Below are 22,090 nucleotides of genomic sequence, written 5' to 3' on the forward strand. Positions count from 1 at the left end.
TCCTGAGGCGGCCGGCGCCCGGACACGGCGCGCGAAAGGGGCGGTACGGGTCCTCCGTACCGCCCCTCCCGCTGTCATCCGGTGCCGCCGGGACGCCGGCTGCATCCCGCCAGGTGCTGACGACGGGGCCTAGAGCACCTTGGACAGGAACGACTTCGTCCGCTCGTGCTGCGGGTTCGTCAGGACCTCGCGCGGATGGCCGGACTCGACCACCACACCGTCGTCCATGAACACCAGCGAGTCGCCGACCTCGCGGGCGAAGCCCATCTCGTGGGTGACGACGATCATCGTCATGCCGTCCTCCGCCAGGTCCCGCATGACGTCGAGGACCTCGCCGACGAGCTCCGGGTCGAGAGCCGAGGTCGGCTCGTCGAAGAGCATCAGCTTCGGCTGCATCGCCAGCGCGCGGGCGATGGCGACACGCTGCTGCTGACCGCCGGAGAGCTGGGCGGGGTAGTGGCCCGTGCGGTCGCCGAGGCCGACCCGGTCCAGCAGGGTCTGCGCGCGCTCGCGGGCCACCGCCTTCGACTCGCGCTTGACCTGGACCGGCGCCTCCATGACGTTCTCCAGCGCCGTCATGTGCGGGAAGAGGTTGAAGCGCTGGAACACCATGCCGATGTCCCGCCGCTGCGCCGCGACCTCCTTCTCCTTCAGCTCGTGGAGCCGGTCGCCCTTCTGCCGGTAGCCGACCAGTTCGCCGTCGACCCACAGCCGGCCGGCGCTGATCTTCTCCAGGTGGTTGATGCACCGCAGGAAGGTGGACTTGCCGGAACCGGACGGGCCGATCAGACAGAACACCTCACGCGGGTTCACCTCCAGGTCGATGCCCTTGAGGATGTGCGCGAGCCCGAAGGACTTGTGCACCCCCTCGGCCCTGACCATGGGCCCGCCGCCGGTGCCGCCGACGACGTCCTTGCTGAGGCTGCTGCTCATCGGGCCACCTCCGGGCGGCGGAACGAACCGAACAGGCGGAGGTTCCTCTTCAGGCGCTGGAACGGGGTCGGCGGCAGGTTGCGCGTCGAACCGCGGGCGTAGCGGCGCTCCAGGTAGTACTGGCCCACGGAGAAGACGCTGGTGAGGACCAGGTACCAGATCGACGCCACGAAGTAGAGCTCCACCACCGCCAGCGAGGTGCTGGAGATGTCCGTGGACCGCTTGATCAGTTCGTTGAACTGCACCGCGGACGCCAGCGACGAGGTCTTCAGCATGTTGATGAACTCGTTGCCGGTCGGCGGCACGATGACCCGCATGGCCTGCGGGAGGACCACGCGCCGCAGCGTCTTGCCCTGGGTCATGCCCAGCGCGTGCGAGGCCTCCGTCTGCCCCAGGTCGACGGACTGGATGCCCGCCCGGACGATCTCCGACATGTACGCGGCCTCGTTCAGGCCGAGACCGAGCAGAGCCGCCAGGAACGGGGTCATCACCTGGTTCATCTCGTCCTTGTAGAACCCCAGGTTGAGGATGGGGAAGACGAGGGAGATGTTGTACCAGAGCAGGAGCTGCACCAGTACCGGCGTGCCGCGGAAGAACCAGATGTACAGCCAGGCCACGCTGCTGGTGACCGGGTTCGACGACATCCGCATCACGGCGAGGACCACACCCAGGGCGAGACCCAGCACCATGGCGAGCACGGAGATGTACAGCGTGTGCCAGAGGCCGGACAGGATGGTCCCGTCGGTGAGGTAGTCCGGGATGATGCCGTAGTTGATCTCCGCGTTGGAGAACGCGAGCACGATCAGCGCCAGGATCGCGACGACCGCGGCTCCGGCCATCCAGCGGCCGTAGTGGCGCACGGGGACGGCCTTGATCTGCTCGGGCGGCACCGGCGGTGCCGGCACCTTGTCGACAGTGTCAGTCACGGTGACTGCCCTTCCGTTGCGCGAGGCTCAGGAGCCGCCGTTGATCTTGACCTCGGTGACGCCGCCGTCCGTGACGTTCCACTTCTGCAGGATCTTCTGGTACTCGCCGTTCTTGATGATCGCGGTCATCGCGGCCTGCAGCGCGTCGCGGAGCTGGGTGTTCTCCTTGGAGACGGCGATGCCGTAGGGACCGGCCTCGATCTGCTCGCCGACGACCTGGAAGTCCTTGCCGCCGCCGGAGGTCTTGGCGTTGTAGGCCGCGACCGGGAAGTCGTTGAGGTCCGCGACGGACGCGCCCTGCTTGAGGCGGAGCAGCGCCTCGGGGTCGGTGCCGAAGGTCTGCAGCGTGATGGCCTTCTTGCCGTCCTTGGTGCACTTCTGGCTCTGCGCCTTGGCGACGCCCTCGGACGTGGTGCCCTTCTGCAGGGCCACGACCTTGCCGCACAGGTCGTCCAGCGAGGCGATGCCCTTGGGGTTGCCCTTCTGGACGAGGATCGACGTACCGGCCGTGAAGTAGTCGACGAAGTCGACGCCCTTGCCGACCTTCTTGCCGTTGCTGGAGTCGATGCCGTTCTGGCGGTCCTTCGTGTCGTTCATCGCCGACATGACGACGTTGAACCGCTTGGACTGCAGACCGACGATGAGCTGGTCGAACTTGCCGTTCTGGAAGTCGAACCGGACACCGAGCTGCTTGCCCAGGGCCGCCGCAACATCCGGATCGATGCCGGCGGGCTTGCCGCTCTGCATGAACTCGACGGGCGCGTAGGAGATGTCGGAGCCCACCTTGACGACGCCGGCGTCGCGGATGTCCTTGGGCAGCTTGCCGGCGAGCGGCGCGGAGGCCGAGGACGCGTTCGCGCCGCCGGTGTCGCCACCCTTGTCCGTCTGGTCACCGCAGCCGGTGAGTATCAGGGCGCCTGCGACCGCGAGCGCACCCACCGCAGCTAGCCGGGAGTGCGCAGCGGTCGGACGACGGGTGGAGCGTGCGGTCATGGTGGTTCCTCCGGCGGATGGGTGGCGTGCCGATGGGTCGACGAGTACACACACCTTCGGGTGTCGCGACCTCGTGTGAATGACCGCATCTTGCCATTTGCGCTGCGCCATTCAGGGCGCTGCCTATGTCAAAATCGGATAACGGGTGAACCCCGAACCGCGGTGAAGTGACCCTTGAGGGCCGGACCATCTGCGGGAATGCTCGCTCGACGCCGGAAGATCTTCGGCGAATCCCACGACGCGGTCGGCGACGGCGCGTTTTTTGCCTCCTCTTGGCGTGTTTCTCAGGGCTTGCCGACGGCGTGTCCCCATATTGAGCTACTTGTCGGGTGGTCGTCATGTGACCTTGGCGTTATGGACTCGTCGTCGGTGCTGTCCGTCGGGTAAGAAGGTTCTTTACACCCCTCATCCGGGGCTCAGGGCGCGTGTGCGGCGCGCCCGTCGCGTAGGTGCCCGTCACGATCACCGACCTGGGCCGTACGCGGTGCCCGCCCACCCCTCAACCAGGAGTGGCCACCCTCAAACCATGAACACTTAAGGGGTAAAACCAAGTGGCAGCGGAGATCGTCAATCCTCGCAGCGACAGCGGCACGGACGGGGAGAGCGGGGCCGAGCCCCTCGATTCCTTCGATCCGGCGTTCGCGCTGCACCGCGGCGGCAAGATGGCCGTGCAGGCCACCGTGCCCGTCCGCGACAAGGACGACCTGTCCCTGGCGTACACGCCCGGCGTCGCGCGGGTGTGCACCGCCATCGCCGAGCAGCCGGAGCTGGTCGACGAGTACACGTGGAAGTCGTCCGTCGTCGCCGTCGTGACCGACGGCACGGCCGTCCTCGGCCTCGGGGACATCGGACCCCAGGCATCCCTCCCGGTGATGGAGGGGAAGGCCATCCTGTTCAAGCAGTTCGGAGGCGTCGACGCGGTGCCGATCGCGCTCGACTGCACGGACGTCGACGACATCGTCGAGACCGTGGTGCGGCTGGCGCCGTCCTTCGGCGGCGTGAACCTGGAGGACATCTCGGCGCCCCGGTGCTTCGAGATCGAGCGCCGGCTGCAGGAGCGGCTGGACATCCCCGTCTTCCACGACGACCAGCACGGCACGGCGGTCGTCACGCTCGCGGCGCTGCGGAACGCGGCGCGGCTGAGCGGCAGGGCGCTCGGCGATCTGCGGGCGGTCATCTCCGGGGCGGGCGCGGCGGGTGTCGCGATCGCCAGGATGCTGGTGGAGGCCGGCATCGGCGACGTCGCGGTGGCCGACCGCAAGGGCGTCGTCTCGGCGGACCGGGACGACCTGACGCCGGTCAAGCGCGAGCTGGCCTCCTTCACGAACAAGGCGGGCGTCGGCGGTTCCCTGGAGGATGCGCTGGCCGGCGCCGACGTGTTCATCGGCGTCTCCGGCGGCACGGTCGCCGAGGCGGCGGTGGCGTCGATGGCCGAGGGCGCGTTCGTCTTCGCCATGGCCAACCCGAACCCGGAGGTGCACCCCGACGTCGCGCACAAGTACGCGGCCGTCGTGGCGACCGGGCGGTCGGACTTCCCGAACCAGATCAACAACGTGCTCGCCTTCCCCGGCATCTTCGCGGGAGCCCTGCAGGTGAGGGCCTCGCGGATCACCGAGGGGATGAAGATCGCGGCCGCGGAGGCGCTGGCCGGGGTCGTCGGTGACGACCTGGCCGCGGACTACGTGATCCCGTCGCCGTTCGACGAGCGGGTCGCCCCCGCGGTCACCGCCGCGGTGGCCGCCGCGGCCCGCGCGGAGGGCGTCGCCCGCCGCTGACCCCGGCACCCGGACTGTCGTAAGGGCCCCGCCCGGGCGGGGCCCTTACGCTGCCGGTGGGCGCCCCGGGCGGGCCCGGCGGCTTCGCCCGGTGGGTGGCGCCGGGTGTGTTTCCGGTGGTCGCCCCCGCCGCGCGCCCGTTGGCAAGAAGACGTGTGTCACAGGTGCCCCTGGTTCCGCCGGCCGGGCGCCCGGCCTATCGTCAAGGTCATGTTCGCTGTCTACGCCGCCCGAATCGACCGCGACCAGCCGCTGACCGGCCTTGAGTCGGGGGAGCGCCCGGCCCCGCAGGCCCGTCCCGGCTGGAGCACGATCAACGTCAAGGCCGCTTCCCTGAACCACCACGACCTCTGGTCGCTGCGGGGCGTGGGACTGCCCGAGGACGCCCTGCCCATGATCCTCGGCTGCGACGCCGCCGGCGTCGACGAGGACGGCAACGAGGTCGTCCTGCACTCCGTCATCGGCCAGACCGGCCACGGCGTCGGCCCGAAGGAGCCCCGCTCCATCCTCACCGAGCGCTACCAGGGCACCTTCGCCGAGCAGGTCGCCGTGCCGACGTGGAACGTCCTGCCCAAGCCCAGGGAGCTCTCCTTCGAGGAGGCCGCCTGTCTGCCCACGGCCTGGCTCACCGCGTACCGCATGCTGTTCACCAACGCGGGTGTGCGCCCCGGTGACTCGGTGCTGGTGCAGGGCGCCGGCGGCGGTGTCGCCACGGCCGCCATCGTGCTCGGCAAGGCGGCCGGCCTGCGCGTCTTCGCCACCAGCCGCGACGAGGCCAAGCGCAAGCGGGCCCTGGAGCTCGGTGCCGTGGAGGCGCTGGAGTCCGGTGCGCGGCTGCCGCAGCGGGTGGACGCCGTCATCGAGACCGTGGGCGCGGCGACCTGGTCGCACTCGGTCAAGTCGCTCAGGCCCGGCGGGACGCTCGTCATCTCCGGCGCGACGAGCGGTGACCGGCCCTCCCACGCCGAGCTCACCCGGATCTTCTTCCTCGAACTGAAGGTCGTCGGCTCGACGATGGGCACCAAGGACGAACTGGAGGACCTGCTGTCCTTCTGCGCGGCCACCGGCGTCCGTCCCGTCATCGACGAGGTGCTGCCGCTGGACCGTGCGCGCGACGGCTTCGAACGTCTCGCGGCGGGCGACCAGTTCGGGAAGATCGTGCTCACCACCTCCTGATCGTTCCCCGTCCTGCGGCGGGTCTGGCTGCCGGTGCCAGGCCCGCCGTTCGCGTGTCCGGCATGTCAACAAGGGTTGACAGAGGCGCCGACGTCAACATAGGTTGACACCATGACCAAAGCAACGGATCTCGCCGAGCGCGCGGGCGACCGCGATCCGCGGGTCGGGCTGCGGGCCGTCGCCGCGCTGCGCCGGCTGCTGGAGCAGCTGGAGGCGGTGCAGGTGCGCAGCGCGCGCAACCAGGGCTGGTCGTGGCAGGAGATCGCCGCTGAACTCGGCGTCAGCAGGCAGGCCGTGCACAAGAAGTACGGGAGGCAGTGATGTTCGAACGGTTCACCAAGGACGCCCGGGCGGTCGTGCAGGAGGCGGCCCGGCACGCGGAGCAGGCGGGCGCGCAGTCCGTGGACGCCGGGCACCTGCTGCTCGCGCTGCTCGACCGCAGGGCGAGCCGGGCCTCGTTCGCGCTGGCGGCGCTCGGCCTCGACGAGCGCAGGGAGTCCGTACGGCGGGAGCTGGCCGAGGCGCGGCGGCGCGCGGGCCTCTCCCGGGCCGATGCCGAAGCCCTCGCCGGTCTGGGCATCGACGTCTGCGAGATCGTCTCCCGCGTGGAGGAGGCGCACGGACCCGGGGCGATGTCCGAGGACCGCAACGGCGGGGGGCCGCCGCCCGGCCGACGCCCGTTCAGGCGCGGTGCGAAGGAGATCCTGCAGCGGGCGCTGCGCACCGCCGTGGGCCGCCGTGACCGCCGCATCGGTGACGAGCACCTCCTGCTCGCGCTGACGGCCCGTCCCGGTGTGATCGCCGAGATCCTCGCCGATCACGGGGTGACCTACGCGTCGGTGACCCGTGTGCTGCACGGCGGGGCCGGGACGCAGGCCGGCTGACGGCCCCGCGGCTCATCTCTTCCGCCGATGAGCCCCCTCACCCCTTCGGTCCGCGCAGGACCGCCCCGATGTGGGCCGCCGCCGTCGACAGATGACGGCGGGCGTCGCGGAGCTGGCCGGCCGTGACGCCGTGGTCGCGGGCCGCGTCGCGGATGTCGTCGCGGAAACGGTCGAGGAGCCGGTCCAGGTCGCGGGCCGGGTCGCCGGTGAAGTCCTCGTGGGCCCAGGCCGGCTCGTAGTCGGCGGGGAAGTCCTGCGGAGTCTGTGTGTACTCGGCGCCCGCCCCGGGCGTGCCGGCCGCACGGCCGAAGGCGTCCTTGCCGAAGTCGCCGAACTCCTTGGCCAGCTCGGTCAGCCCCTCGCGGACACCCGTCGGCCAGTCGCCGCGGGTGAAGTGGTCCTGCACCTGCTCCTGGACCCGCCGGGCGATGCGCTGCAGCTCCTCCTGGGCCCGGTCCTGGGCCTCCTTCGCCTGCCGCCGGGCCCGCTGTGCCTCTTCCCGGGCCCGCCGGCTCTCGTCCTTGGCCCGCCGGGCCTGCTCCTTCCACTCCAGCTTGACCCGGCGCAACTCCTCCTTGGCCGCGCGCCAGCCCTCCCTGTCACCGGCCTCGCCCTGCTCCCCGGCGCCCTGACGCGTCTGGGACGCGGCGGCCCGCATCTCGCGCCGCAGGTCGCCGGCGGCACCGCGCACGTCGGCGCGGATCTCGGCGGCGAGCTCGGCGACCGACTCCCGGATCTCCAGCTCGAGATCGGCCAGCTCACCGCTGCGGTCGGCCAGCTCGGCGCGGCCCGCGTCCGTGATGGCGTACACCTTGCGGCCGCCCTCGGTGGTGTGCGTGACCAGGCCCTCGGCCTCCAGCTTGGCCAGCCGGGGGTAGACGGTGCCCGCCGAAGGCGCGTAGAGCCCGTGGAAGCGCTCCTCCAGCAGCCGGATCACCTCGTAGCCGTGGCGCGGCGCCTCGTCGAGCAGCTTCAGCAGGTACAGGCGGAGACGGCCGTGGGCGAAGACGGGGGGCATGTCAGAGCACCTTCTTGTCGGTCGTGCCGTCGGCCGGGGCGCCGGAGGAGGGGCCCTCGCCCGGACCGGGAACGGAATGGCCCCCGACGTCCCAGGGCCCGTCCTCGGCCGGTGGGCGGCGCAGCAGGGCGATCGAGCCGGAGACGGTCGTGGCCTTCAGGCGGCCGCTGCCTGTGCCGAGCCGGCCCGTGATCCGCTTGGCGCCCCACTGCCCGCCGACCCGGAGGTCCTCGAAGGCGTTGGACACCGTCCCGCTGGCCGTGTTCGCCTCGACCTCCGCGTCCGCCGGATGGGGTAGCCGGATGGCGATCTCACCCGAGACGCTCGTCAGGGCGACGTCGGTGGGGCCGTCGGCCGGGTCGAGGTCGACGATCATCGCCCCGCTCACCGAGTCCGCCCGCACCGAGGAGCCCGTGCCCTCGACGACCGTGAGGTCGCCCGAGACCGACTGGAAGCGCAGGTCGCCGGAGAGGGCCTGCGCCTCGAGGCTCCCGGACACGGTGTCCGCGCGGACCGGCCCCGTGAGTCGCACCAGGGTGGTGTCCCCGGAGACGCCCCTCACCTCCGTGCGTCCGTCGATCCCGGAGACCGTCGCCGCGGCGCCGACCACCCCCAGTTCGACGCGGGTGTGCGCCGGGACGGCCAGGGACACCACGGCGCCGCGCCGCCAGCCCTTGCGGTCGAGCCATTTGAGGAAGCCCTTCCAGGGCAGGTCGTCGTAGGCCACCGTCAGAGTGCCCCCGTGCTGGGTGACCACCAGGGGCGGGCCGTCGATCTCGGAGACCTCCAGACGCGCCGGACCCTTGTCCGTGCCCACGACGTTCACCGTGCCGTTGACGATGCGGACGTGGAGTTCGGTCACGGGCTCGTCGAAGGTGAGCTTCGCGGGCTCGGCGACGGACCACTCGGGCATGGTGGGGACCTCCTGGGGGAGCCGGACGCGCGGGACCACGGGACGGGGTACGGGCCGGACGGCCGACGCACACGCCATATCGCGTCTTTATGAGATTCACGATATATCGCAGGCGGCGGAAGTCAAGGCACCCGATCGGGTGGCCGGCCGCCGCCAGGGCTGCCCGCCCGGGCCCTACGGCGCCACCGGTCACTCCGTAGGCTTGTGGGCACGGCCGCACGGCCACCCGTACGAACGCAGGAGAACAACCCCATGTACTTCACCGACCGCGGCATCGAGGAGCTGGAGAAGCGGCGAGGCGAGGAGGAGGTCACCTTCGAGTGGCTCGCCGAGCAGCTGCGGACGTTCGTCGATCTGAACCCGGACTTCGAGGTGCCGGTGGAGCGGCTGGCTACCTGGCTGGCCCGCCTCGACGACGAGGACGACGACGAGTAGGCCGAGCGGGCCGGCCGGGCGAGTAGCGAGCAGCCGGGCAGGCCGAGGGGGACACGGTGGGTCGAGCCTCCGCGCATCGGCCTCGCGCACGCGCGCAGACGGCAAGGGCCCGGCCCCGGAGATCTCCGGGGCCGGGCCCTTGCCGTCGGGCGGGTCGGTCAGAGGCTCAGGCCTCGAACACCTCGCGCACCAGCTGCTCCTGCTCCGCCTGGTGCCGCTTGGCGGAACCGACGGCCGGCGACGAGCCGTGCGGGCGGGAGATGCGGCGCAGACGCTCGCCCGCCGGGATGTCCGCACCGACCGCCAGGTCCAGGTGGTCGATGAGGTTCAGGGCGATGAACGGCCAGGCGCCCTGGTTGGCCGGCTCCTCCTGGGCCCACAGGTACTTCTCGGCGTTGGGGTACTTCTTGATCTCCGCCTGGAGCTCGGCACCCGCCAGCGGGTACAGGCGCTCGATGCGGATGATCGCGGTGTCCGTCGCGCCGCGCTTCCTCCGCTCGGCGTCGAGGTCGTAGTACACCTTGCCGGCGCAGAAGACGACCTTGCGCACCGCGGCCGGGTCCACCGACGCGTCGCCGATGACCGGGCGGAACTGGCCCGTGGTGAACTCCTCCGCCTTCGACGCCGCGGCCTTCAGACGCAGCATCGACTTCGGCGTGAAGACCACCAGCGGCTTGTGGTGCGGGTTGTGCACCTGCCACCGCAGGAGGTGGAAGTAGTTCGCCGGCGAGGTCGGCATGGCGACCGTCATGTTGTTCTGGGCGCAGAGCTGGAGGAACCGCTCCGGGCGGGCCGAGGAGTGGTCCGGGCCCTGGCCCTCGTAGCCGTGCGGCAGGAGCAGTGTGACGCCGGACGTCTGGCCCCACTTCTGCTCGGCGGAGGACACGAACTCGTCCACGACCGTCTGCGCGCCGTTGACGAAGTCGCCGAACTGGGCCTCCCACATCACCAGCGCGTCCGGCCGGGCCAGCGAGTAGCCGTACTCGAAGCCCATCGCCGCGTACTCACTGAGCAGCGAGTCGTAGACGTTGTAGCGGGCCTGGTCCTCGGACAGGTACAGCAGCGGCGTGAAGTCCTCGCCGGTGTTCCGGTCGATGATCACCGCGTGGCGCTGGCCGAAGGTGCCGCGGCGGGAGTCCTGGCCGGACAGCCGCACCGGGACGCCCTCCAGGAGCAGCGAGCCGATGGCGAGGGTCTCGCCCATGCCCCAGTCGATGGTGCCGTCCTCGACCATGGCCGCCCGGCGCTGCAGCTGCGGCAGCAGACGCGGGTGGACGGTGATGTGGTCGGGGATGTTGACCTGGGACTCGGCGATCCGCTTGACGACCTCGGTGGAGACGGCCGTGCCGACGCTGACCGGGAAGTCCTCCTGCGTGTCGGGGGACTGGCCGGCGGCAGGCTGCGAGGTGGCCTCGCGGACCTCGGTGAAGACCTTCTCCAGCTGGCCCTGGTAGTCCTGCAGGGCCTGCTCGGCCTCCTCCAGGGTGATGTCACCGCGACCGATCAGCGACTCGGTGTACAGCTTGCGCACCGAGCGCTTCTTGTCGATCAGGTCGTACATCAGCGGCTGGGTGAAGGCCGGGTTGTCCGACTCGTTGTGACCGCGGCGGCGGTAGCAGATGAGGTCGATCACCACGTCCTTGTTGAACGCCTGGCGGAACTCGAAGGCGAGCCGCGCGACGCGGACGACGGCCTCGGGGTCGTCGCCGTTGACGTGGAAGATCGGGGCCTCGATCATGCGGGCCACGTCCGTCGCGTACATCGACGAACGCGAGGACTCGGGGGCCGCGGTGAAGCCGACCTGGTTGTTGATGACGACGTGGACCGTGCCGCCGGTGCGGTAGCCGCGCAGTTGCGACATGTTCAGGGTCTCGGCGACCACGCCCTGGCCCGCGAAGGCCGCGTCGCCGTGGATCGCCACCGGCAGGACCGTGAAGTCCGTGCCGCCCTTGTTGATGATGTCCTGCTTGGCGCGGGCGACGCCCTCGAGGACCGGGTCGACGGCCTCCAGGTGGGAGGGGTTGGCGACCAGCGAGACCTTGATCTGCTCGCCGTCCAGGCCGGTGAAGGTGCCCTCGGCGCCCAGGTGGTACTTCACGTCGCCGGAGCCGTGCATCGACTTCGGGTCGAGGTTGCCCTCGAACTCCCGGAAGATCTGCGCGTAGGACTTGCCGACGATGTTGGCGAGGACGTTCAGGCGGCCGCGGTGGGCCATGCCGACGACGACCTCGTCCAGGCGGGACTCGGCCGCGGAGTCGAGCACCGCGTCCAGCAGCGGGATGACGGACTCGCCGCCCTCCAGGGAGAACCGCTTCTGGCCGACGTACTTCGTCTGCAGGAAGGTCTCGAAGGCCTCCGCCGCGTTCAGACGGCGCAGGATGCGCAGCTGCTCCTCGCGCTCCGGCTTGGAGTGCGGGCGCTCCACCCGGTCCTGGATCCACTTGCGCTGCTTGGGGTCCTGGATGTGCATGTACTCGATGCCGGTGGTGCGGCAGTACGAGTCGCGCAGCACGCCGAGGATGTCGCGCAGCTTCATCATCGCCTTGCCGGCGAAGCCGCCGACGGCGAACTCGCGCTCCAGGTCCCACAGGGTGAGGCCGTGCTCGGTGATGTCCAGGTCGGGGTGCTTGCGCTGCTGGTACTCCAGCGGGTCGGTGTCGGCCATGACGTGGCCGCGGACCCGGTAGGAGTGGATCAGCTCGAAGACGCGGGCGGCCTTGGTGACGTCGTCGTCGTGGCTGGCGTCGATGTCCCGCAGCCAGCGAACCGGCTCGTAGGGGATGCGCAGCGCCTCGAAGATGTCGTCGTAGAAGCCGTTCTCGCCGAGCAGCAGGTTGGCGACCTGGCGCAGGAACTCGCCGGAGGCGGCGCCCTGGATGACCCGGTGGTCGTAGGTCGACGTGAGCGTCATGACCTTCGAGACGCCGAGCTTGTTCAGGGTGTCCTGGCTGGTGCCCTGGAACTCCGCCGGGTAGTCCATGGAGCCGACGCCCATGATCACCGACTGGCCGGGCATCAGACGCGGCACCGAGTGGACGGTGCCGAGGCCGCCGGGGTTGGTCAGGGAGACGGTGACGCCGGTGAAGTCGTCCATCGTCAGCTTGCCGTCGCGGGCGCGGCGGACGATGTCCTCGTAGGCCTGCCAGAACTCGAAGAAGTTCAGCGTCTCGGCCTTCTTGATGGCCGCGACGACCAGCTGGCGGTCGCCGTTGGGCTTCACCAGGTCGATGGCCAGGCCGAGGTTGACGTGGTCCGGCTTGACCAGGGTCGGCTTGCCGTCCTTCTTGGCGTAGTGCCAGTTCATCGACGGCATCGCCTTGATGGCCTGGACCATCGCGTAGCCGATGATGTGCGTGAAGGAGATCTTCCCGCCGCGCGCCCGCTTCAGGTGGTTGTTGATGACGATGCGGTTGTCGAACAGCAGCTTCACCGGGACCGCGCGCACGGACGTGGCCGTGGGCAGCTCCAGGGAGGCGTCCATGTTCTTCGCGACCGCGGCGGACGGACCACGCAGCGTGACGAGCTCGGGACCCTCCTTCGCCGCGGCGGCGGGCTCCGTCTTCGCGGCGGCCGGCTTGGCGGCGGCCGGCTTCGCGGGCGCCGCGGCCGGGGCGGCGGCGGGCTTCGCGGGCGCCGGGGCGGGCGCGGCGGCGGGCTGCGCGGGCGCGGGCTGCGCGGGCGCGGCGGGGGCCGCCGGGGCGGCCTGAGCCGGGGCGGCCTGGGCCGCCGGAGCCGTGGTGGTGGTGGTCTCTGCGGCCCCCGCGGCCGAAGTGCCCGCCGGAGCCGAGGCTGCGGCCCCGGGCTTGTAGTCGGCGAAGAAGTCCCACCAGGCCCGGTCCACGGAGTTCGGGTCCTGGAGGTACTGCTGGTAGATCTCGTCGACGAGCCACTCGTTCGGACCGAACGCGGCTGCGGGGTTCTTCCCGGCTTGGTCGTCGGTCGTAGGGGCGCCTCCCGGCCGAAGGCTGGGAGAGCTCGAGTTACTGGACTGTGGCGACACGGCGGCAACCGCCCTCTTCCGCTTCACAAGGCAATGGACAGCGGGGATACAGGCTACGCCTCCCCAGGGGGGAAGGTCAGGTCGGGCCCGTTCATCGTCGTGTAAGTCACATTGGGAGTTGTGTTTTGGGGCCTGGAATGGCGGGAAACAAGCGTGGATGCCCAGCGGAAGGTAAGCCTCGGCAGGGGCCTGGCCTGAGAAAACGGCGGTCCCGTGCCTGATCACACGTGTCCGCCTGCGGGAACGCTCGTGGATCTTGTGGCTCCGATTCGAACCCTACGTCAATCAGACGTAGAGGAAGACCCCGGCAGGGTGATGAGGATCCGGCAACCGCGCTCGGATTCGGCCACGCCGATCCGGCCGCCGTGCAGGTCCACCGCCCAGCGGGCGATCGCCAGACCCAGACCGGTGCCGCCGTCGCTGCCGGGGCCGTGCGGACGCCGTACCGCGCCCCGGTTGAACCGCTCGAACACGCGGTGCCACTCCGACTTCGGGATGCCGGGCCCTTCGTCCAGGACCTCCAGCTCCAGGGAGTCCGGCTGCGGCCCGCGCCGCGCCTTCACCGTCACCCGGCCGTGCGGCGGGCTGTGCTTGACCGCGTTGTCGATGAGGTTGGCGACCACCTGGTGGATGCGCTCGGGGTCCGCGTGCGCGGTCAGCTCCGGCGGGGAGACGTCGAGGTGCAGATGGACGTCGGTGCGCGTGTGGCTGCCGGACCCGGAGGCGATGCCGGCGCGCGCCGAGGCGACCATGTTGGCCTCCTTCAGCACGCCCGACAGATACGGCCACACCTCGAAGCGCCGCATCTTCAGCGGCACGACGCCGTTGTCCAGCCGGGACAGGTCCAGCAGCGTCTCCACCAGCCGGCCGAGCCGCTCGGTCTGCTTCAGGGCGGTGCGCATGGTCTCCGGGTCGGCCTCGGTGAACCCGTCGACGATGTTCTCCAGCACCGCGCGCAGGCCCGCGATGGGGGTGCGCAGCTCGTGCGAGACGTTCGCGACCAGTTCCTTGCGCTGGCGGTCCTGCGCCTCCAGCTCGTCGGCCATGACGTTGATCGTCTGGGCGAGGTCGCCGAGCTCGTCACGGCGCCTCTCGCTCACCCGGCGCGTGTAGTCGCCGTGCGAGATGGACCGGGCCACCGTGTTCATCTCGTCCAGCGGCGCGGTCAGCGAGTGGGCGACGAACTGCGTGATGAGCAGGGTGGCGATCATCGAGAAGACCGTGATGAACCGCAGCTCGGTGTCGGTCCGCACCGCGATCATCAGCAGACCCGTGGTGATCAGAACCGAGATGACGACGAGCGCGCCCAGCTTCGTCTTGATCGAGAACGGGCGGACACCACCCCAGGGCTCGCCCGGGTCCCTCCGTGTGGCCTGCCCCTCGCTCATGGCGTCGGGGTCTCCAGGGCGTACCCGACGCCGTGCACCGTGCGGATCCGCTCGGCGCCGATCTTCCGGCGCAGTGCCTTGATGTGGCTGTCGACGGTCCGGGTCCCGGAGGCGTCCGCCCAGTCCCACACCTCCGCCAGCAGCTGCTCGCGGGAGAGCACCGCGCGCGGGGTGTTCGCCAGGCAGACCAGCAGGTCGAACTCGGTGGGCGTGAGGTGGACGTCCTCGCTGCGCACCCGCACCCGCCGCTGCGCGTGGTCGATCTCCAGCTCGCCCAGGCGCAGGATGCCCGAGCGCGGGGTGGCCGCGGCCAGCGCGGCCCGCTCCACGCGGCGCAGCAGCACGTGCACCCGCGCGGCCAGCTCCCGCATCGAGAACGGCTTGGTCATGTAGTCGTCGGCGCCGACCCCGAGCCCGACCAGCATGTCGGTCTCGTCGTCCCGCGCGGTGAGCATCAGCACCGGCACCGGCCGCTGCGCCTGGACCCGGCGGCAGACCTCCAGGCCGTCGAAGCCGGGCAGCATGATGTCGAGGATCAGCAGGTCGGGCTGCCAGGCCTCGGCGGTGTCCACGGCGGACGGCCCGTCCCCGGCCGTCTGCACGAGGAATCCCTCGGCGCGCAGGCGGGTGGCGATGGCCTCCACGATGGTCGGGTCGTCCTCGACCACCAGGACCCGGCGCTGCGCGCCCGGGCTGGCCGTCGTACCGCTGTGGGAGGTGTGTGTCTGCTCCATCGCCCGCCCCTGAAGTGCTCTCCGGAATCCGTGGGGTGATCCCTTGACTGCGCATGACTGCGATTGACGCTTGAATGATCGGCGTCAGGCAAGCAGGGTACGGGGAGTGGCCGCGCCTTTGCTATCCAGGTCGAACGCCGAGGTGCACGACGTCGGGTACGCCCCGGGCAACGGGGATCTCATCGGTGCGGACCTGCTGGAATCCGACATTCCGCAAGGTTCCTTCGAATACCGGAGACGGCTGCGCCGACCACACCGCGAGGACTCCGCCCGGCCTCAACACCCTTGCGCAGCTTGCCAGTCCGGCCGGCGTGTAGAGGCTCTCGTTGTCCTCGGTGACCGTCCAGCCAGGCCCGTTGTCGATGTCGAGGCACAGGGCGTCGTACGTGTCGGATGTCTCATTGACGTGGGCGACCAGGTCGGCCTCGACGATGCGGGTGCGCGGATCGGCGAGGGCCGCGGCGGTCAACTCGCCGAGCGGGCCGGTCAGATGCCAGTCGATGACGGCGGGCTCGCGCTCGACGACCGTGATGCGTCCCCAGCGCGGATCGGCCGCAGCGTGGGCGAGCGAGAAGCCGACGCCCAGGCCGCCGATCAGCAGGTCCGGCGCCGTACGTCCGGGCGGCGCGCCGAGCGTGGCGAGTGCGGCGGCCGCCGCGGCCGCGGCGGCCGCGGCGTCGATGAGGTGGCGTTCCGAGCGGCCGTCGGAGGTGTCCATCAGGAAACAGCCGTTGGCGATGATCTGCAGCAGCGGCCCGTGCCGGCGCAGCGCGACCTCGCCGTAGGGCCCCTCGCGACGGTCCAGCACCACAGGAGTGTCGTAGGAGGCGGTCATGAGGGCATCCTGCCGCAACGGAGCGGGACCGCCACGTGTAATACGGGTGACGGACCGGGCGGGGGGATGTCACGTCGCGGGATCCCGATCCGTCCGGTGTGTGAAGGGACAGTCGTCGCCCACCCGAGGAGGAGGGGATCCCCATGCGCGCCGCCTACGTCACCGTCACGCTCCTCGCCGCGCTCGCCACCGGCCTGGCCGCCGCCGCGGACTTCGCCGGCCACCCCTGTGCCGCGGGCCAGGCCGACCGGCTCGGCGTGCCCCGGTCCTGGATGCGTCCGCTGGGCGCGTGCCTGGCGGCCGGCGCGCTGGGCCTGCTCGCCGGTCCGGTGGCGCCGGTGCTGGGGGCACTGGCCGCGGCCGGCCTCGTGCTGTACTTCCTCGGCGCCCTCGCCGTGCACCTGCGGGCCGGTGATCGCCACCTGGGCGCGTGGTGCGTGTTCTTCGTCCTGGCGGTGGCCGCGCTGGGCCTGAACCCGGTCTGCCACGCCGGCTGAGCGGGCCGGCGGGCGGCCCGGCGAGGCCCGCCGGAGCGCGGACGCGTGCGGGAACAGACCCGCGGCGCCGGTGGCTGAGCCGGGCGACGGGATCGGGCCGGCGCCCACCTCCCGGGGTGGCCCGGCGGCCTCCCAGGGGGTCCCGGCCGGCCCTTCCCCCGCCTTGTGGCCTTCTCGGGCCCTGTGTGCTCGATGTCCGCGCCCGATCGCTCAGAGCGAACACCGGTCTGGGAACATCGGAGGACTCCGGAGCATTGAGTCGGCATAACTCAACTTGACTGCTGAAGGGGAGATCATGGCTGCTGAGTCCGCAGCGTTCACATCGCTCACCCTGCCCGTGCTGCCGCTCGACGACGAGGTCGTGCTGCCCGGGATGGTCGTCCCGCTGGACCTGAGCGACTCCGAGGTGCGGGCCGCGGTGGAGGCCGCCCAGGCCGCCGCCCGCTCGGAACCCGGCAAGCCCAAGGTGCTGCTGGTGCCACGGGTCGAGGGAACCTATGCGAAGACCGGTGTGCTGGGCACCGTCGAGCAGGTCGGCCGGCTCGCCGACGGCGACCCGGGCGCCCTGGTCCGCGGCCGCGGCCGCGTCCGGATCGGCGCGGGGACCACCGGCCCGGGCGCGGCGCTGTGGGTCGAGGGGACGACGATCGACGCGAGCGTGCCCGACCCGCTGCCCGGCCAGGTCGTGGAGCTGGTCAAGGAGTACAAGGCCCTCGCGACCAGCTGGCTGAAGAAGCGCGGCGCCTGGCAGGTCGTCGACCGCGTGCAGGCCATCGACGACGTCTCCGCACTCGCCGACAACTCCGGCTACTCGCCGTTCCTGACCACAGAGCAGAAGGTGGAGCTGCTGGAGACCGCCGACCCGGTGGCCCGCCTCAGGCTCGCCACCCAGCAGCTGCGGGACCACCTCGCCGAGCAGGAGGTGGCCGAGACGATCGCCAAGGACGTCCAGGAGGGCGTCGACAAGCAGCAGCGCGAGTTCCTGCTCCGCCGCCAGCTGGAGGCGGTCCGCAAGGAGCTCCGCGACCTCAACGGCGACCAGGACGGCGAGGAGTCCGACGACTACCGGGCCCGCGTCGAGGCCGCCGACCTGCCCGAGAAGGTCCGCGAGGCGGCCCTGAAGGAGGTCGACAAGCTGGAGCGCGCCTCCGACCAGTCGCCGGAGGGCTCCTGGATCCGCACCTGGCTGGACACGGTCCTGGAGATGCCGTGGAACGAGCGGACCGAGGACGCCTACGACATCCGGGGCGCGAAGGCGGTCCTGGACGCCGACCACGCCGGCCTGGACGACGTGAAGGAACGGATCACCGAGTACCTGGCGGTGCGCAAGCGCCGCAGCGACCGCGGCCTCGGGGCGGTCGGCGGGCGTGACGGCGGCGGGCGACGAGGAGGCGGCGCCGTGCTCGCGCTCGTCGGCCCGCCCGGCGTCGGCAAGACCTCGCTCGGCGAGTCCGTGGCGCACGCCATGGGCCGCAAGTTCGTCCGCGTCGCCCTCGGCGGCGTCCGCGACGAGGCGGAGATCCGCGGCCACCGGCGCACCTACGTCGGCGCGCTGCCCGGCCGCATCGTGCGCGCCGTCAAGGAGGCCGGGTCCATGAACCCGGTCGTGCTCCTCGACGAGATCGACAAGGTCGGCTCCGACTTCCGCGGCGACCCGGCCGCTGCCCTGCTGGAGGTCCTGGACCCCGCGCAGAACCACACCTTCCGCGACCACTACCTGGAGGTCGAGCTCGACCTCTCGGACGTGGTCTTCCTCGCTACGGCCAACGTGCTGGAGGCGATCCCGGAGGCGCTGGCCGACCGCATGGACGTCGTCCGCCTGGACGGCTACACGGAGGACGAGAAGGTCGTCATCGCCCGTGACCACCTGCTCCCGCGCCAGCTGGAGCGGGCGGGCCTGAGCGCGGACGAGGTCGTGATCGAGGAGGGCGCGCTGCGCCGGCTCGCCGGCGAGTACACGCGTGAGGCGGGCGTCCGCACCCTGGAGCGGTCCATCACGCGGGTGCTGCGCAAGGTGGCGGCCCAGCACGAGCTGGGGGAGCGGGAGCTTCCGCTCACCGTCACCGCGGGCGACCTGCGCGACCTGATCGGGCGGCCGCACCACGTGCCCGAGTCCGCGCAGGACCCGGCCGAGCGGCGCACGGCGGTGCCGGGCGTGGCGACGGGCCTCGCGGTCACCGGAGCCGGGGGCGACGTGCTCTTCGTGGAGGCGTCGCTGGCCGACCCGGAGACGGGCGCGGCCGGGCTGACCCTGACCGGCCAGCTGGGCGACGTGATGAAGGAGTCGGCGCAGATCGCGCTGAGCTTCCTGCGCAGCCACGGCGCCGAGCTGGAGCTGCCGGTCGGCGACCTGAAGGACCGGGGCGTGCACATCCACTTCCCGGCGGGCGCGGTGCCCAAGGACGGGCCGAGCGCGGGCATCACGATGACGACGGCGCTCGCCTCGCTGCTCTCGGGCCGCCCGGTGCGCACGGACGTGGCGATGACCGGCGAGGTGTCGCTGACCGGCCGGGTGCTGCCCATCGGCGGTGTGAAGCAGAAGCTGCTGGCGGCCCACCGTGCCGGGGTGACGACCGTGATCATCCCCAAGCGCAACGAGCCCGACCTGGACGACGTCCCGGCGGAGGTGCTGGACAAGCTCGACGTCCACCCCGTCACCGACGTCCGCCAGGTCCTCCAGCTGGCGCTCGCGCCCGCCACGAGCGGCGCGGCGCCGGAGGTTCCCGTGGCGGCGTGACGGACGCCGTGGACGGCGCGAGGGCCCGGTTCCCCGAAAGGGGGGCCGGGCCCCGTCCTGTGCGCCTGACACCGCGCGGCCGGCCGGCGGACGGCACGCCCTCGCGGTGCGGGCGCCCGCACCCGGCCGGGCGCGGGGGCTCCGTCGCCGCGCCGGTCCGGGGCGACCCTCCAAGCTCCCGGCCGGCGGAGGCCACGGGAGGGCCCTCAGCCGAGGGCGAGCGCCTGCACCCGGTCGAGCGCTCCGTTGAACTTGTCGTGGTCACCGACCGTCGGGCCCGACGAGGTGTACTGCCACATCGTGTAGAAGCCCCAGCCCGCCGGCAGGGTCCCCGGATCGGTGGAGTAGCGGGCGATCCACAGCGGGTTGTTCGCGGCGAAGCCGCCGTAGTCGCCGGTGCACTGGGTCCACCAGCTGGTGGCCGTGTAGATGACCGCGTCCCGGCCCGTGCGCGCCCGGTAGGTGTTCAGGAAGTCGGCGATCCAGCCGACCATGGCGCTCTGCGTCTTGCCGTAGCAGGCGGCGCCGTAGGGGTTCCACTCGATGTCGAGCGTGCCCGGCAGCGTCCTGCCGTCGCGGGACCAGCCGCCGCCGTGGTCGACGAAGTAGTTGGCCTGGGCGGCTCCGCCGGCGGTGTCCGGGGTCGCGAAGTGGTACGCGCCGCGGATCATGCCGACGTCGTACGAGCCGTTGTACTGCTGGGCGAAGTAGGGGTTCGTGTAGTACGTCCCCTCGGTCGCCTTCGTGTACGCCCACCGCACGCCGCTGTTCCACAGCGTCGGCCAGGCCACGTCGCCCTGGTGGCCACTGACGTCGACCCCCTCGGTCTGGGTGGCGGCACCGCCGGCGAGCGTGCCGCCGCCGCCGTCGTGCGCCACGACGCCCATGCCCATGGAGGCGGTGCCGCGGGCGGGAGCGGTGGCTGCGGAGGAGGGGAGCGCGGAGAGGAGGGAGAGCGCGGCGAGCAGGGTCCCCGTGACGGCGGGGCGTCGTACGCGGGCCGTTCCGGATCTGTGCACGGGCATGACGTGCCTCCGATGGCTCGGTGGTGCTCGGTGGGGGAAACGCGCGGGCGTGCCCGGTGCGGGGAGAGCGGCCGGCGCGGACCGGCCGGCGTGCTGGGCGTGGGCATGCCATTCAGTGCCTGGGCATGAAGCTACGCACGTAGACATCGCCGTGGGAAGAGGGTCCGGAGGCTGCCGTTGGTCTAAGCCTGCGAAATACTGACGGAGCTGCGGCGATGGCGGCGCAGGGCGGAAACTTTCAGCACCGGGAAACCGGACGACGACATGCAGGGGCTGACTGACGTGCGGGAAGACGGAAACGGCGAGGGGCGCCGAGTCGCGTCCGGGGCGTCGCCGCACGGGACGGACCCGGAGTTCCTGTCCCTGGAGCGCGAGCTGACCGTGCTGCTGCGGCGGGCCCGCGCCAACCAGGGAGAGATGGCCCGGGAGGTCCACCCGGACCTGGAGTCCGCCGCGTACGGACTGCTCGTCCGGCTGGAGGAGCACGGCGGCCAGCGCGCCACGGACCTCGCCGCGTACATCGGCGTCGGCAAGGCCACGATGTCCCGGCAGTTGCGTGCCCTGGAGGAACTCGGCCTGGTCGCCCGGGAACCCGACCCCGCGGACGGCAGGGCCTGGCTGGTGGCCCTCACCGAGGACGGACGCCGCCGCGTCGGCCAGGTGCGCGACGCCCGCCGGGCCCGGTACGTCAGCCAGCTGGCCCACTGGGACCGCCGCGAGGTGGCCGAACTGGCCCGCCTGCTGCACGAGCTGAACCTCGGCATGGAGAAGTGACCGCCCGGCCCGGCGGCCGGCCCACGTCACGGCTCCACGAACACCACCGTCGCGTCGTCGTGCGTCTTCGCCCGGCCCAGGTACCGGCGCTCCTCGCGGTCGGCCCGCTCCAGGGCCCGCACCCGCTCCACCAGTGACCGCGCCCCCCGCGCGCGGACGAGAGCGGCACAGTCCGCCCAGTCGCCCGCGCCGAACGTCTCCACCCAGCGCGCGGCCCCGTCCGTGAGGGCGGTCAGGGAGCGGACCTCCTGGCGCGGGACGCTGCCCGTCACCGCGCGGGCCGCCACCGAGGGGTCCGCCGCGGCGGTGAAGAAGCCGCCCTCCCGGTTGCGGAGCGTGGTGTCGACGAGTGCCACGTCGGCGAGCGAGGCCCGCGGGATGCGGGCGAGCCGGTCGTCGAGGACGGCGGTGACCGCTCCGCCGGGTGCCTCCACCAGCAGCGCCGTGTCCGACAGCACCAGGTACTCCACCGTCGTGGCCGACCAGCGGGCGAGTGCCACCGTCGCCTGAGGGGTGCGCGGGTGAGAAAGGTCACAAGTGATCATATGGGCCTCGGCGGTTCGCGCGACCGCTCGCTCCAGGACCTCCGTCAGCGTCAGATCTCCACCGGAAACGGTCAGTTCGGTCAGGGCGCCACCGAGTCGCGCGGTGAACCAGGGGACCGTATGCAGACACCCCGTGCCGGCCCGCGGCGGCGTCACCCCGTCCAGCACGACAAGGCAACCACCCTGCCCACAGGCCGGTAGCGCGACGCTCGCGAAGTCCTCGTTGGGGCGCTTTTCGCCGCCGGGATCGGAAACAGCCTCAGTGCGCATCCAGCCAGTCTGCACGAGCCCTTCACAAACACCTCGAAAGGCTGGCGACGGTCGGCGAATTGATGCAGCCGCGCAGGTCAGACGCCTGGTTTGGGAGTAATTGGCGGGCTCCGGGAAAGCGTGGCGGCGAATATTGCCAAAGGCTGCCCGCCGTCGTCCAACCGGCGCCCCGGGCAAGGCCGTCGCGGGTGCCAGGAGAACTTGCCCGCCAACTCCCCTCCGATGTTCACTC

19 protein-coding genes are annotated in these 22,090 nt (G+C 71.5%); 8 read left to right on the plus strand and 11 right to left on the minus strand.

Features of this window, described 5'->3' with window-relative positions; genetic code table 11:
* Positions 1-129 precede the first annotated feature (129 nt).
* Genes ACWDNY_RS08940 through ACWDNY_RS08950 form a run of 3 tightly spaced genes read right to left on the minus strand, consistent with a single transcriptional unit; the run spans position 130 to position 2,852 of the window.
* Complete coding sequence (locus tag ACWDNY_RS08940) at positions 130-933, minus strand: amino acid ABC transporter ATP-binding protein (protein WP_451645048.1); 804 nt, start codon at positions 931-933, stop codon at positions 130-132.
* Entirely contained in the window at positions 930-1,859 is a 930-nt protein-coding gene (locus ACWDNY_RS08945; RefSeq protein ID WP_451645049.1) for an amino acid ABC transporter permease, read from the minus strand. Before ACWDNY_RS08945 ends, ACWDNY_RS08940 begins: the two co-directional genes overlap by 4 nt.
* 27 nt (positions 1,860-1,886) lie before the next feature.
* A complete protein-coding gene (locus tag ACWDNY_RS08950) occupies positions 1,887-2,852 on the minus strand; it encodes an ABC transporter substrate-binding protein (protein WP_451645050.1) in 966 nt (321 codons plus the stop codon).
* 551 nt (positions 2,853-3,403) lie between these two features.
* Between ACWDNY_RS08950 and ACWDNY_RS08955 the strand changes: the two genes are divergently transcribed.
* The 4 genes from ACWDNY_RS08955 to ACWDNY_RS08970 all read left to right on the plus strand — a co-directional run bounded on the left by ACWDNY_RS08955 (position 3,404) and on the right by ACWDNY_RS08970 (position 6,687).
* Positions 3,404-4,627 carry an NAD(P)-dependent malic enzyme gene (locus tag ACWDNY_RS08955; protein WP_451645051.1) on the plus strand — a complete coding sequence of 408 codons (1,224 nt, stop codon included), beginning with the start codon at positions 3,404-3,406 and terminating at the stop codon, positions 4,625-4,627.
* Positions 4,628-4,837: 210 nt separating this feature from the next.
* A complete protein-coding gene (locus tag ACWDNY_RS08960) occupies positions 4,838-5,803 on the plus strand; it encodes a zinc-binding dehydrogenase (RefSeq protein ID WP_451645052.1) in 966 nt (321 codons plus the stop codon).
* Between the two features lie 111 nt (positions 5,804-5,914).
* The gene (locus tag ACWDNY_RS08965) at positions 5,915-6,124 is read left to right on the plus strand and encodes a helix-turn-helix domain-containing protein (RefSeq protein ID WP_360973430.1); all 210 of its coding nucleotides are present in this window, start codon (positions 5,915-5,917) and stop codon (positions 6,122-6,124) included.
* On the plus strand, positions 6,124-6,687 hold the full coding sequence (locus ACWDNY_RS08970) for a Clp protease N-terminal domain-containing protein (protein WP_451645053.1): 564 nt from the start codon (positions 6,124-6,126) through the stop codon (positions 6,685-6,687). The genes ACWDNY_RS08965 and ACWDNY_RS08970 overlap by 1 nt, the downstream gene beginning before the upstream one ends.
* A 37-nt stretch (positions 6,688-6,724) precedes the next feature.
* On the opposite strand, the gene ACWDNY_RS08975 is transcribed toward ACWDNY_RS08970, so the two are convergent.
* Both ACWDNY_RS08975 and ACWDNY_RS08980 read right to left on the minus strand, forming a co-directional pair.
* A complete protein-coding gene (locus tag ACWDNY_RS08975) occupies positions 6,725-7,705 on the minus strand; it encodes a helix-turn-helix transcriptional regulator (RefSeq protein WP_451645054.1) in 981 nt (326 codons plus the stop codon).
* A gap of 1 nt (position 7,706) precedes the next feature.
* Positions 7,707-8,618 carry a DUF4097 family beta strand repeat-containing protein gene (locus ACWDNY_RS08980; protein ID WP_451645055.1) on the minus strand — a complete coding sequence of 304 codons (912 nt, stop codon included), beginning with the start codon at positions 8,616-8,618 and terminating at the stop codon, positions 7,707-7,709.
* A 252-nt stretch (positions 8,619-8,870) separates the two neighbouring features.
* On the opposite strand from ACWDNY_RS08980, the gene ACWDNY_RS08985 reads away from it, so the two are divergent.
* Entirely contained in the window at positions 8,871-9,053 is a 183-nt protein-coding gene (locus tag ACWDNY_RS08985; protein ID WP_019075209.1) for a DUF6104 family protein, read from the plus strand.
* Positions 9,054-9,219: 166 nt separating this feature from the next.
* Here the strand turns inward: ACWDNY_RS08985 and ACWDNY_RS08990 are convergent, their stop codons facing one another.
* The 4 genes from ACWDNY_RS08990 to ACWDNY_RS09005 form a co-directional block, all read right to left on the minus strand.
* Entirely contained in the window at positions 9,220-13,053 is a 3,834-nt protein-coding gene (locus tag ACWDNY_RS08990; protein WP_451645056.1) for a multifunctional oxoglutarate decarboxylase/oxoglutarate dehydrogenase thiamine pyrophosphate-binding subunit/dihydrolipoyllysine-residue succinyltransferase subunit, read from the minus strand.
* Positions 13,054-13,334: 281 nt separating this feature from the next.
* Positions 13,335-14,441 (minus strand): sensor histidine kinase, encoded by a 1,107-nt coding sequence (locus ACWDNY_RS08995; protein WP_451645057.1) that lies wholly within the window; start codon positions 14,439-14,441, stop codon positions 13,335-13,337.
* Positions 14,438-15,175 carry a response regulator transcription factor gene (locus ACWDNY_RS09000; protein WP_451645058.1) on the minus strand — a complete coding sequence of 246 codons (738 nt, stop codon included), beginning with the start codon at positions 15,173-15,175 and terminating at the stop codon, positions 14,438-14,440. Before ACWDNY_RS09000 ends, ACWDNY_RS08995 begins: the two co-directional genes overlap by 4 nt.
* 121 nt (positions 15,176-15,296) lie before the next feature.
* On the minus strand, positions 15,297-16,010 hold the full coding sequence (locus ACWDNY_RS09005) for a spermidine synthase (protein WP_451645059.1): 714 nt from the start codon (positions 16,008-16,010) through the stop codon (positions 15,297-15,299).
* Positions 16,011-16,153: 143 nt separating this feature from the next.
* Between ACWDNY_RS09005 and ACWDNY_RS09010 the strand changes: the two genes are divergently transcribed.
* Both ACWDNY_RS09010 and lon read left to right on the plus strand, forming a co-directional pair.
* Positions 16,154-16,507, plus strand: coding sequence for a DoxX family protein (locus tag ACWDNY_RS09010; protein WP_451645060.1), 354 nt, complete (start codon positions 16,154-16,156; stop codon positions 16,505-16,507).
* Positions 16,508-16,802: 295 nt separating this feature from the next.
* Positions 16,803-19,244, plus strand: a complete 2,442-nt coding sequence (gene lon / locus ACWDNY_RS09015) for an endopeptidase La (RefSeq protein WP_451645061.1) — start codon at positions 16,803-16,805, stop codon at positions 19,242-19,244.
* Positions 19,245-19,450: 206 nt separating this feature from the next.
* Here the strand turns inward: lon and ACWDNY_RS09020 are convergent, their stop codons facing one another.
* Complete coding sequence (locus tag ACWDNY_RS09020; RefSeq protein ID WP_451645062.1) at positions 19,451-20,269, minus strand: lysozyme; 819 nt, start codon at positions 20,267-20,269, stop codon at positions 19,451-19,453.
* A gap of 282 nt (positions 20,270-20,551) precedes the next feature.
* On the opposite strand from ACWDNY_RS09020, the gene ACWDNY_RS09025 reads away from it, so the two are divergent.
* A complete protein-coding gene (locus ACWDNY_RS09025) occupies positions 20,552-21,043 on the plus strand; it encodes a MarR family winged helix-turn-helix transcriptional regulator (protein ID WP_451645091.1) in 492 nt (163 codons plus the stop codon).
* A 26-nt stretch (positions 21,044-21,069) separates the two neighbouring features.
* Here the strand turns inward: ACWDNY_RS09025 and ACWDNY_RS09030 are convergent, their stop codons facing one another.
* A complete protein-coding gene (locus ACWDNY_RS09030; RefSeq protein WP_451645063.1) occupies positions 21,070-21,858 on the minus strand; it encodes a hypothetical protein in 789 nt (262 codons plus the stop codon).
* Positions 21,859-22,090: the final 232 nt, after the last annotated feature.

The sequence above is a fragment of the Streptomyces sp. NPDC003697 genome, assembly GCF_053587115.1.

Excerpts from the sequence above, each read along its gene's own strand:
- ACWDNY_RS08940 (WP_451645048.1), bottom strand. The coding sequence starts at position 933 with ATGAGCAGCAGCCTCAGCAAGGACGTCGTCGGCGGCACCGGCGGCGGG.
- ACWDNY_RS08950 (WP_451645050.1), bottom strand. The coding sequence starts at position 2,852 with ATGACCGCACGCTCCACCCGTCGTCCGACCGCTGCGCACTCCCGGCTA.
- ACWDNY_RS08960 (WP_451645052.1), top strand. The coding sequence starts at position 4,838 with ATGTTCGCTGTCTACGCCGCCCGAATCGACCGCGACCAGCCGCTGACC.
- ACWDNY_RS08965 (WP_360973430.1), top strand. The coding sequence starts at position 5,915 with ATGACCAAAGCAACGGATCTCGCCGAGCGCGCGGGCGACCGCGATCCG.
- ACWDNY_RS08970 (WP_451645053.1), top strand. The coding sequence starts at position 6,124 with ATGTTCGAACGGTTCACCAAGGACGCCCGGGCGGTCGTGCAGGAGGCG.
- ACWDNY_RS08975 (WP_451645054.1), bottom strand. The coding sequence starts at position 7,705 with ATGCCCCCCGTCTTCGCCCACGGCCGTCTCCGCCTGTACCTGCTGAAG.
- ACWDNY_RS08980 (WP_451645055.1), bottom strand. The coding sequence starts at position 8,618 with ATGCCCGAGTGGTCCGTCGCCGAGCCCGCGAAGCTCACCTTCGACGAG.
- ACWDNY_RS08985 (WP_019075209.1), top strand. The coding sequence starts at position 8,871 with ATGTACTTCACCGACCGCGGCATCGAGGAGCTGGAGAAGCGGCGAGGC.
- ACWDNY_RS08995 (WP_451645057.1), bottom strand. The coding sequence starts at position 14,441 with ATGAGCGAGGGGCAGGCCACACGGAGGGACCCGGGCGAGCCCTGGGGT.
- ACWDNY_RS09000 (WP_451645058.1), bottom strand. The coding sequence starts at position 15,175 with ATGGAGCAGACACACACCTCCCACAGCGGTACGACGGCCAGCCCGGGC.
- ACWDNY_RS09005 (WP_451645059.1), bottom strand. The coding sequence starts at position 16,010 with ATGACCGCCTCCTACGACACTCCTGTGGTGCTGGACCGTCGCGAGGGG.
- ACWDNY_RS09010 (WP_451645060.1), top strand. The coding sequence starts at position 16,154 with ATGCGCGCCGCCTACGTCACCGTCACGCTCCTCGCCGCGCTCGCCACC.
- lon (WP_451645061.1), top strand. The coding sequence starts at position 16,803 with ATGGCTGCTGAGTCCGCAGCGTTCACATCGCTCACCCTGCCCGTGCTG.
- ACWDNY_RS09020 (WP_451645062.1), bottom strand. The coding sequence starts at position 20,269 with ATGCCCGTGCACAGATCCGGAACGGCCCGCGTACGACGCCCCGCCGTC.
- ACWDNY_RS09030 (WP_451645063.1), bottom strand. The coding sequence starts at position 21,858 with ATGCGCACTGAGGCTGTTTCCGATCCCGGCGGCGAAAAGCGCCCCAAC.